Origin of the sequence: Nostoc sp. DedQUE05, from assembly GCF_034530955.1 — a bacterium.
GTDB lineage: Bacteria > Cyanobacteriota > Cyanobacteriia > Cyanobacteriales > Nostocaceae > Nostoc.
This window is the reverse complement of the sequence record NZ_JAVRCB010000044.1, coordinates 1-11787: the sequence shown is the minus strand read 5'-3', so window position 1 is coordinate 11787 and position 11787 is coordinate 1. Positions and strand designations below refer to the sequence as shown.

The window sequence follows — 11787 nt, the reverse complement described above, 5'->3', positions numbered from 1 at the left end:
ATGCGATGGTTCGTGTTACTCCATCCTGGAAGTCATTCTGCGATTAGGCACATGCCGCCCAACCTTGTTGTGTTAAGCTGGCTTTGCTTCGGTATTGGAGGAAGCGAAGAGCATTGTAATACTCAAAAACTGTTACAGTTTGACAATCTCGTCGCAAAGGAAGTCGTACATTGCATTACAAAAAAACAGAAAACTGTCCAATAGCATTAAATGGAATGTTGAATTGTGTAATGTCAATAAAATCACCCGGAACCTGTCTTAAAAAAGTAACCCCCTCCACAATACCAACTAAGTCTCCCGATAATGTAGAGATGTTTAAACTTCCGTTTATTACTTGAGTCGTGTAGTTCTGTGCTGCTCCTTCTAGCACAATCTTGTCAATGCCTGGCTCAAAGTTCTGGATTAGAGCATAATCTGTATTACCGCCACCAACGTAAAATTGTTGAGGCGTGGAGGTTAATGAAGACAATGTAGGATGGCCAAGGAGGAATACATCTTGTGCTTGGGTGCCAATTAGGGTATCGATCTGACCGACTCCTGCAACTGTTGCTCCATTTGATAAAACGTCAAAACCAAGTCCAGCAATGAGTTTGTTACCTTCACCAAAGCCAGTTACGGTGTCATTCCCGTTGGTTCCAAAAAAAAAGCCAAAGCGATCGTTCTCAAATTGTCCAAACTGTTCATAGTGTTGTAGTCCTGAGGTAAAAGAGCCAGCATTAACAGCCGCCGCTACATCAGGGTATGCTAGCAAGTAAGCTTGTTCATTGAACATAGCAATAGCCTCCAGATAATAATGGGAATATCAATCAAAAAAGTACTATTTGGTCAGGGTCTGGCAGTTACTTCCATTAAGTTAGAAGCTTATAAATATTGGAAAAACCGCTATCTGAAGTTAATTGAGCAAGCGCACAATTCCTAGCCAAAGCACTCTAAGGAGCAAAATCCAAATCACCGGACATTGCACCCTCCACCAAATAACAGCACTAAACTTCAGTCAACTAGGAATAAAGTTATTAGCTGTTTCCTATTTCATAATAAAACTGCAATGATTATTGGGTTGCTAAAAAATTTCTTATTCTTTACAAAGTTTATAACTAAACGCAATATCTGAACTATCTCCCCTGCTCCCTTGCCTCTTTTTCAACCATTTAGTCTATGTTGCATCCACAGGAGAACTGCTATATTTATTCAGCAATTTTCTTGACGGCAGATTGCACTTGCAGCACAACTTTTTTTGATAAAGGAATATATCCAAGTTCCAAACTGGATTTTTGCCCGTCAATCACAGCCCAATTTACAAAGTTTTTCAGTGCTTGAGCTTTAACTCGGTTTGGATATTGGTGATAAGTTAAAAGCCAGCTGTAAGTGACGATGGGATAAGACTGGGTACCTGTAGGATCGGTGATAAAAGCAATCAAATTATCACCTGGTAATTTTACTGCCTCTAAAGTTTGTGCTACAGATTCTGGTGTCGGCGTAATATAATTACCAGATTTATTTTCTAAAGCAGCCACAGGAAGCTTATTTTGTTTGGCGTAAATGTATTCTACATAGCCAATAGCTCCTGGTATTTGTTGAATCAGGGCGGTAACACCTTCGTTACCCTTTCCACCAATTCCTATTCGCCATGCTACAGATTTACCAGCCCCAATTTTGCTTTTCCATTCTGGGCTGATGGCGCTTAGGTGTTGCGTAAATACGCTTGTAGTTCCACTACCATCAGTTCGATTTACAACTTGAATTGGTAAATCGGGCAAACTTACACCTGGATTAGCTGCACCTATTCTAGGATGATTCCAATTCTTAATTTTTCCGAGAAAGATATCTACGTAAACTTGGCGTGGTAGCCTGAGAGTGGGTGGCACATTGACTTGAGGCGACTGCCCTATAGATGGTGTCAGGTTATAAGCTAGCACAATAGAACCGGCAGTTATTGGCAAAGCAATTACTCCCCGTTTTACCTTGGCTGCTTGTTCCCTTGTAATTCCCACATCACTAGCTGCAAAATCTACAGTCCCGTCGATGAGCTGTTGCACTCCAGCACTGCTTCCGATAGCTTGATAGTTAATTTCTATATTGGGATTTTGCTGGTTGTAATCTGAAAGCCAACGCTCGTACAAAGGTGCGGGAAAACTTGCCCCAGTACCAACAAGGGAAACACGCTTGATGTTTTTTTGCTCGGCAGCGCAAGAAGCAATACTCAACAAGATAGCGATTAAAGGTAGAAGGCAAACCCGTCCCTGAGATTGAAGTTTGGCAGACATAGAAATTTTTTGTTCCAATGTTTAATAAATACCTCTAGTAATTTCAATGTTTGTAGGCGTGTGGGTGTAATTAGTTGTAAATAATTTTGAAACGCAAAGGGACGCGGAGGTTAACGCAAAGGTACGCAAAGTAATCTTCTGCGTCTGCGTTCCTCTGCGATTTCCTTCTCTGGGAGACGCTGACGCTCCTAACGTCGCGAACGCTAATGCGAATGCGCCTTTTTGTGTTTAAACTTCAATCGCTGCCTCTTTCTCTTCACCTTTTGGCTGTGAACTCAGCCGATCTAAAATCTCTAAAACTTCTTGTTCAAAAGCAACTTGGGCGCGATTAGTTTTGCCACCAATATATAAGCGATCGCCTTTTTGCAATGCCCAAATTTGCGAGTGTGAAAAGTAACTCATCACCACACCCAGCATGAGTAAGCCAAACCCTGTGTAAACAATTGGGATGCCTGGGTCGGCTTTAATTTGCAAGCCGGTGCTACCAATTACATCCAAAATTTTCAGCTTCACGCCATTAACTTCGGTGAACATCCCCGCACGAACTGTATCAACAAGTTTGCCAGTGGCATCATAAATTAATACCATCCCTTGCAAGTCTTTCGCTAACAAAGAGACACCCTCGCTCAAATCTGGTTTAGTCGGAACCCAGGTTCCCCAAATGCGTCCGTTACCGTTGGTGTTCAATTGCGCCATCGGCAACTGAAAAATCGGGCTGTTGTTAAATTGGACGCGAACACCTGCAATTCCCCAATCAGTTTGATAGAAAGTTACGCCATGATAGCGCAGAGGCTCGTTGACAAAAATCTTCTTATGGTCAACTTCCTCTCCCTGATTATTCAAGACAGACATATCGGAATAAAATTGATCGATGCCGCCAGATGGAGTGTAGTCAATCCAAAAACGATTGACGCGCACAGACCAATCTTTCGGGACTTGCGCTGCGGCTAAAGGCCCAGCATCGACAATATTTGTCACTTGAAATGTATCGCCACTGGCAACCATTTCCTGAGCCAAAAACCCAGTCATCGCCCCCCAAATTCCCCCTAGCAAAATAGCAACGATCCCAATATGAACAATAATTGGGCCGATGCGTCCGACTATTCCTTTGCGGGCGTAAAGAAGATTTGCTTTTTCTTGATTTGGAAAAATTTTATAGCGGTGTTTTTGTAAGATTTCGCTGAGGGAATTTAGAGAAGCAGTATCTAGTTCTGCACTTAAAGCTAATTTTTGAAATTGTCGTGGTTCTTCGTAATATTTCCAGCGCTGGGCAGCTTTTAAGGCTGGTAACTGACGGGTAAATGAACAAGCAGTTAAACTTGTGCCAAATAAGATCAGTAATGCCAGAAACCACCAGGTACGATATACGTGGTCTAATCCAACTACTTGAATTACTTTCCAAGTTAAGAAACCAAATAAGGCTGGATGTTCTGGGTAATTGGCTTGGTAAAATGCGGGTGATTGACCTTGCTCAATAACAGTACCAGTAGAGCTAAAGATGGCAATCAATAGCAGTAGTGCGATCGCTAATTTTAAGTTAGTCAGTACGGGCAAAAGCTCTTGGCGTAAGAACTGCCCAGGTAATGCCCACCATTTTATTTCTTTGGACGCTGAATCTTCTAAAGTCATTAGGTATAAAATCTAATACAACGTATTGATATTAAAAACTGCCAAGGGGAATCCGAGAAATTAAGGAAAATACACCGAATCCTACCAATAGTGCCCCACTAACTGGGTTAATCCAGCCAGACCAGCGACGCAATTCTAGTAATTTTTTAATTGAAGCTGTAAAAGTACCCGCCAAAATCAACGGTGCTACATAACCGGCTGTATAAGAAAGTAGCAAAACAGCGCCTAAAATTAAGTCTTGTGTACTAGCAATCCAACTTAACAAGCTCGCTAAAACAGGAGTGCTACAAGGGGATGCGACTAAACCGAAAGTCAGCCCCAGCAAATAAGAACGCAATCCTGCTGGCAAATCTGGCGAAATCCAATTGGTTTCATTCAAGGATGGAAATTGTAGAGGCAGTGCTTCTAATAAGTTCAGCCCCATGAGAATGGCGATAATGCTGACGATAATCGGCAAACCAATTCCCACTTGACCATAGACTTTTCCAACTAAACCTGCTATGATGCCTAGCCCTGCTAGTGTAGTTGCTAAACCTAAAGCAAACCAAGTTGATTGGGCAGCTGCTTGCAAGCGGCTTTTGGCTTCATAACCACCGATGTAACCAATGGTAATTGGCAGCATCGAAAGCATACAGGGTGTAAGACTGGTAAGCAAGCCAGCGACAAAGATGATGCCAACGCTTACCCCGCTAAGGTGTGTCAGTTGGTTAGAAACGAGGCTATTGGCAAATTGTTCTAGTTGGTAAATTTGGGTTTGCAGGTTATCAAACATGGGGAGTCTCTGAGCGGGAAATGCTTACTCTGCTTGAATTGTAGCTTAGTTATTCCGTTAACGATATAGCCAAACACGCAATAGCGACAGCAATTGTTCAGTATCTACGGGTTTGGTGATGTAATCTGATGCGCCCGCTTCAATACACTTCTCGCGATCGCCTTGCATGGCTTTAGCGGTCAGTGCAATAATCGGCAAAGATTTAAATTGCTCGTTTTGGCGGATTAAGCGTGTTGTTTCGTAACCGTCCATTTCTGGCATCATTACGTCCATCAAAACAACATCAATATCTGGTGTAGTTTCCAACAGGGTAATCCCCTCTCTGCCGTTTTCAGCATATAAAACCTGGATTTGATAACGCTCCAGCATACTTGTCAGCGCAAAGATATTACGCATATCGTCGTCTACAATTAGCGCTTTTTTGCCAGCGAGTAAGTAGTCTATGGAATGCAGTTGTTCGAGTATTTCTCGTTTGGGTGCTGGTAAATTTGCTTGAACTCGGTGTAAAAATAATGCTGTTTCATCGAGGAGACGTTCGGGCGATCGCACATCTTTAATGATGATTGTTTCGGCAATTCGTCTGAGTTCCGTTTCTTGAGCTTTGCTAATTTCTCTACCTGTGTAGACAATAATTGGTAAAGTTTTACCGTGAGGTAGAAGCTTTATTTGTTCGATCAGTTCAAACCCAGTCATATCGGGTAGCCCTAAATCGAGAACCAGGCAATCAAAATGCTGGGCGCGAATAGCTTCTAAAGCTGCTGCACCAGTGCCCACTGCTGTGGTAGAAACATCGCTATTACCAATCAACTCAACAATACTCAGCCGTTGAGTGTCGTCGTCTTCGACTACTAGCAAATTTTTCACTTGGCGCTCAACAAAACCTTTAATTTTGGTCAACGCCTCGGATATTGTCTCGCTGGTTAAGGGCTTTTGCAGATATGCGATCGCACCTAATTGCAAACCGCGTTGTCTTCCTTCCTCAACGGTCATGATATGTACAGGAATGTGGCGGGTATTTGGGTCATGTTTGAGACGATCTAATACAGTCCAACCATCCATTTCTGGCAACCTGATATCTAGCAAAATGGCTGAAGGTAAGAATTGCTGCGCTAGCATCAAACCTGTAGTACCTGTTTGGGCAGCGATCGCCTTGAATCCTTGCTGTTGTGCCATCTCTAGCAGGATACGCGCAAAATTAACGTCATCCTCAACAATTAGTAACACGCGATCGCCTACACCGATAGTAGTGCGATCGTCATTAATCAGTGGTGAGTGAGGACTTGTACTGAGCGAAGCCGAAGTAGTGAGGAGTGAGGAGTGGGTAGAGACGCGATTAATTGTGTCTGTGCTGGATTGAGTTGATGTTGGCTCAGGACTCGGAACTCGGAACTCTGGACTCAATTGTGGGAAGTAGAATGTAAAGGTGCTGCCTTGGCCGGGTTGACTGATTAGTTTAATTTCGCCGCCAAAGAGACGGGCGATTTCACGGCTAATTGATAAGCCCAATCCGGTGCCGCCGTATCTCCGACTGGTAGAGCCATCGGCTTGCTGAAATGCCTCGAAAATAACTTTTTGCTTGTCGGGAGCAATGCCAATGCCTGTATCGCTAACTGAGAAGGCGATGACATTTTGAGCGCGATTCAAACTTTCTTGGTCTTTGCTCCATCCTTGCTTCGCCACTGCAATCTGTAAGCGTACTTCTCCTTTTTCTGTAAATTTAAAAGCATTGGAGAGGAGATTTTTTAAGACTTGTTGTAAGCGTTTGACATCTGTATAGATGGTTGTGGGCAATTCGGGAGCCAATTCAATTGCGAAACCAAGTCCTTTGCTCTGAGCGATTTGTCGGAAGGTGCGCTCAATCTGATCGCCCAATTCTGTCAATGGCATTTGAGTTATGTCAATTGACATAGTTCCCGATTCAATCTTGGCGAGATCGAGAATGTCATTGATTAATGCCAACAAATCGGTACCGGCTGAGTAAATTGTCTGGCTGTATTCGACTTGTTTGGCGGTAAGGTTGCGATCGATGTTATCTGACAACAATTTCGCCAAAATCAACAAGCTGTTCAACGGTGTCCGCAGTTCGTGGGACATATTGGCGAGAAATTCTGATTTGTATTTTGAAGAAAGGGCGAGTTGTTCAGCTTTGTCTTCTAAAGACATTCTTGCTTGTTCGATTTCTCGATTTTTGCGCTCGACTTCTTTCTTCTGCATCGCCAACAACTCTGCCTTTTCTTCTAATTCGGCGTTAGTTTGTTGTAATTCCTCCTGCTGTCCTCTGAGTAAATCTTCTGAAGTTTTGAGTGATTGTGCTTGTTGTTCTAAGCGCTTGTTAGTTTCCCTGAGTTCGCTTTGCTGGGTTTGGAGTTCTTCAGCCAAAGATTGCGATTGCTTGAGTAATTCTTCAGTTCGCATTGATGCGGCGATCGTGTTGAGGACGATCGCTATACTTTCGGTAAGCTGGTCGAAGAATGTCAGATGAATTTCGCTAAAGCGGCGGAAGGATGCTAATTCGATGACTGCTGTCACTTGTCCTTCAAAAAGTACAGGTAACACCACGGCATTCAGGGGCGTGGCTTCTCCTAAACCAGAGGCAATTCTGACATAATCACTGGGTACATCCGTTAGCAGTATTCGCTCTTTTTCTAAAGCGCATTGTCCCACCAAACCTTCACCCAAGTGGAAGCGGTTAGCTAGATGTCTGCGTTCGCGGTAAGCGTAGCTACTGATTAGTTTCAAATAGGGTGTATGTTCAGCAGACTCCATCAGGAAGAATACGCCGTGTTGCGCTCCTACTAAGGGCGCTAGTTCTGAGAGAATTAGTTTAGATACGGTTTCCAAGTCGCGCTGCCCTTGCAGCATTCGGGTAAACTTGGCTAAGTTAGTTTTCAACCAGTCTTGCTCAGTGTTTTTCTGCGTTGTTTCGCGCAGATTAGCAATCATCTGGTTGATGTTGTCTTTGAGTATCGCTACTTCCCCTAATGCTTCGACGGCAATTGAACGAGTTAAATCGCCTTTAGTTACAGCTGTAGCAACTTCGGCGATCGCTCGCAACTGAGTTGTCAGTGTAGCAGCAAGTTCGTTCACATTATCCGTCAAATCTTTCCAAGTTCCAGCCGCACCAGGTACTCTCGCTTGTCCGCCTAACTTCCCTTCAATTCCCACTTCCCGCGCTACTGTAGTTACCTGATTGGCAAATGTTGCTAAGGTATCAATCATCTCGTTGATTGTCTCTGCCAAGGTTTCAATTTCTCCTTTGGCATCTAACATTAGCTTCCGTTTCAAGTCACCGTTCGCAACTGCGGTTACAACTCTGGCGATACCGCGCACTTGTGCCGTTAAGTTCCCCGCCATCGAGTTAACGTTATCTGTTAAATCCTTCCAAGTCCCTGCAACACCTTGGACTTGCGCTTGTCCGCCTAACTTCCCTTCAGTTCCCACTTCCCGCGCTACCCGCGTTACTTCTGATGCAAAGGAACTGAGTTGATCCACCATTGTATTGGTGGTGTTCTTCAAGTCTAAAATTTCGCCTTTGGCATCGACGGTAATTTTCTTGGATAAGTCGCCATTAGCTACCGCCTTGGTAACTTCCGCGATGTTGCGAACTTGTCCGGTGAGGTTCCCTGCCATCGAGTTAACGTTGTCTGTTAAATCTTTCCAAGTACCTGCAACTCCTCTGACGTAAGCTTGCACGCCCAATTTACCTTCGGTTCCCACCTCACGGGCAACTCTGGTAACTTCTGATGCAAAAGAATTTAGTTGATCCACCATTGTGTTGATGGTGTTTTTGAGTTCCTGGATTTCACCTTTGACATCAACGGTGATTTTCTTGGATAAGTCGCCATTCGCTACCGCCGTGGTAACTTCGGCAATGTTCCGCACCTGTGCCGTCAAGCTTCCCGCCATGAAGTTTACACTTTCGGTCAAGTCTTTCCAAGTACCTGCCACTCCTTTAACTTCTGCTTGTACGCCCAATTTACCCTCGGTTCCTACCTCCCGCGCCACCCGCGTTACTTCCGATGCAAAGGAATTGAGTTGATCCACCATCGTATTAATGGTGTTTTTGAGTTCCAAAATTTCACCTTTGACATCAACGGAGATTTTTTTAGATAAGTCGCCATTTGCCACCGCAGTGGTGACTGTAGCAATATTTCGCACCTGTGCCGTTAAACTTCCCGCCATGAAGTTGACGCTGTCGGTTAAATCTTTCCAAGTTCCAGCGACGCCGCGCACATCTGCTTGTACGCCTAGTTTACCTTCGCTTCCCACTTCCCGCGCCACCCGCGTTACTTCACTGGCAAAGGAGTTGAGTTGATCCACCATTATATTGATGGTATTCTTGAGTTCCAGAATTTCGCCTTTGACGGCAACAGTAATTTTCTTCGATAAGTCACCATTGGCGATCGCAGTTGTCACTTCGGCAATGTTCCGCACTTGTGCCGTCAAGCTTCCCGCCATGAAGTTTACGCTGTCGGTTAAATCTTTCCAAGTTCCGGCAACGTCTTTTACTTCCGCTTGTACGCCCAATTTACCTTCAGTTCCCACCTCACGCGCTACCCTTGTTACTTCTGATGCAAAGGAACTGAGTTGATCCACCATTGTGTTAATGGTGTTTTTCAACTCCAGAATTTCACCTTTGACATCAACAGTAATTTTCTTGGATAAGTCGCCTGTTGCAACCGCCGTAGTTACTTCGGCGATGTTCCGCACCTGTGCCGTTAAGCTTCCCGCCATGAAATTCACGCTGTCGGTTAAATCTTTCCAAGTGCCAGCTACGCCGCGTACTTCTGCTTGCACGCCCAGTTTACCCTCGCTTCCCACTTCACGCGCAACCCTCGTTACTTCTGATGCAAAGGAATTCAATTGATCCACCATTGTGTTAATGGTGTTTTTGAGTTCCAGAATTTCACCTTTGACATCGACGGTGATTTTCTTGGATAAATCGCCTGTTGCAACCGCCGTAGTCACTTCGGCAATATTTCGCACCTGTGCCGTTAAACTTCCCGCCATGAAGTTTACGCTATCGGTTAAATCTTTCCAAGTTCCCGCGACACCGCGCACATCGGCTTGCACGCCCAATTTACCTTCACTTCCCACCTCACGCGCAACTCGTGTTACTTCCGATGCAAAGGAACTGAGCTGATCTACCATTATATTGATGGTGTTCTTCAGTTCCAGAATTTCACCTTTAACATCGACGGTGATTTTTTTCGATAAATCGCCATTGGCGATCGCAGTGGCAACTTCGGCAATATTTCGCACCTGTCCGGTGAGATTACCCGCCATTAAGTTAACGTTGTCGGTTAAATCTTTCCAAGTCCCCGCTACTCCCCGGACTTCTGCTTGTACGCCTAACTTTCCTTCAGTTCCCACTTCCCGCGCAACTCGTGTCACTTCTGATGCAAAGGAATTTAGTTGATCCACCATTGTATTAATGGTATTTTTGAGTTCCAGAATTTCGCCTTTGACATCGACAGTGATTTTCTTGGATAAGTCGCCATTTGCTACCGCCGTGGTCACTTCCGCAATATTTCGCACTTGTGCCGTCAAGCTTCCCGCCATGAAATTCACACTATCGGTCAAGTCTTTCCACGTACCCGCTACCCCCCGGACTTCTGCTTGACCGCCTAATTTTCCTTCTGCACCCACCTCACGCGCAACTCTTGTTACTTCACTTGCAAAGGAATTCAGTTGATCCACCATGATGTTGACGGTGTTCTTCAACTCTAAAATTTCGCCTTTGACATCAACAGTAATTTTCTTGGATAAGTCGCCATTTGCTACCGCCGTGGTGACTTCGGCAATGTTACGCACTTGGGCAGTCAAATTTCCTGCCATCAAGTTAACGTTATCGGTTAAATCTTTCCAAGTTCCTGCTACTCCTTTAACCTCGGCTTGTACGCCCAACTTCCCTTCAGTTCCCACTTCACGGGCAACTCTAGTAACTTCCGATGCAAAAGAATTAAGCTGATCCACCATCGTGTTGACGGTGTTTTTTAGTTCTAGAATTTCGCCTTTAACATTGACAGTGATTTTCTTGGATAAGTCACCATTGGCGATCGCAGTGGCAACTTCGGCAATGTTGCGAACTTGTCCGGTGAGATTACCCGCCATCAAGTTAACGTTATCAGTCAAATCTTTCCAAGTGCCAGCTACACCTTGCACTTCGGCTTGAACGCCCAATTTTCCTTCGGTTCCGACTTCCCGCGCCACCCGCGTTACTTCCGAGGCAAAAGAACCGAGACGATCTACCATCGTGTTAACGATATTCGCAGTTTGGAGAAACTCACCTTGCAGAGGTCTGCCTTCAATTTCTGTAGCGATCGTTTGCGATAAGTCACCATTAGCAACTGAGCGAATTACCCGCGTAGTTTCAGCTGTTGGTTGAACTAAATCTGTAATTAGAGTATTGACAGAAGTAACACAATCTAACCAAGAACCACGAACATCTCCGAGAGAGGCGCGTTCAGCAATTTTTCCTTCTTTGCCAACAACGTTACCAATCCGTTGTAGTTCGGCCGCCATCCGCTCATTCTGGTCAATAATATCATTGAGCGTATCAGCTATTTTCCCCGCCACACCAGTATGGTCTATGGGCATCCGAGCAGAAAAGTCACCCTGTTTAACAGCATTCAGCGTTCTTAGTAGTTGATTTAAATCTAGATTGTCGCTGTCTCTAGTTAACTGTTCGGTTGCCATAGCCTTATCCTTAATCTTGAATCTTGAGGAATTTTTTATATTTTTTGCACCCCGTACTTATTTAGAGTACTTTTAGCCAATGCGTATCACAATAGAGAGCAGGGAATAGAAAATGGATCGAACTAATTTTTATGGGTGCGAGTGTAAGCAGTTAAGAAAGACTGCTAACTAAATGGTATTGCCGTCGATATATCTGGCATACCACTTAGCTAATGATAGCTAGTTGGAATCTGTTATGCAGCATTAATTGTCGGCGATGCCTAACTTGGGCGAGTAAGCGATCGCACGTAGAACAGACGATGATAATTAACAGTACGTTTTATGATTTTTGGAATTTGAGGAAAACAGCAAATCAATAAATTCTAACTGATATCCCTCTTCTGTCACTTTCCGAGTATTCTGAATAAAAGGATTAAAAGAAAA

Annotated in this window: 5 protein-coding genes; all 5 read right to left on the bottom strand. The window is 44.3% G+C overall.

The genetic code is table 11. The annotated features are described in order from the left end of the window. Positions 1 to 175: 175 nt before the first annotated feature. The 5 genes from RMZ42_RS26820 to RMZ42_RS26800 all read right to left on the bottom strand — a co-directional run bounded on the left by RMZ42_RS26820 (position 176) and on the right by RMZ42_RS26800 (position 11364). On the bottom strand, positions 176 to 772 hold the full coding sequence (locus RMZ42_RS26820; protein WP_322674277.1) for a hypothetical protein: 597 nt from the start codon (positions 770 to 772) through the stop codon (positions 176 to 178). Positions 773 to 1184: 412 nt separating this feature from the next. Further along, positions 1185 to 2264, bottom strand: coding sequence for a phosphate ABC transporter substrate-binding protein PstS (pstS, locus tag RMZ42_RS26815; protein ID WP_322674276.1), 1080 nt, complete (start codon positions 2262 to 2264; stop codon positions 1185 to 1187). Positions 2265 to 2492: 228 nt separating this feature from the next. Then, positions 2493 to 3893 (bottom strand): cytochrome c biogenesis protein, encoded by a 1401-nt coding sequence (locus RMZ42_RS26810; protein ID WP_322674275.1) that lies wholly within the window; start codon positions 3891 to 3893, stop codon positions 2493 to 2495. A 31-nt stretch (positions 3894 to 3924) separates the two neighbouring features. After that, entirely contained in the window at positions 3925 to 4665 is a 741-nt protein-coding gene (locus RMZ42_RS26805; RefSeq protein ID WP_322674274.1) for a cytochrome c biogenesis protein CcdA, read from the bottom strand. Positions 4666 to 4722: 57 nt separating this feature from the next. After that, on the bottom strand, positions 4723 to 11364 hold the full coding sequence (locus RMZ42_RS26800; protein ID WP_322674273.1) for a HAMP domain-containing protein: 6642 nt from the start codon (positions 11362 to 11364) through the stop codon (positions 4723 to 4725). Positions 11365 to 11787: the final 423 nt, after the last annotated feature.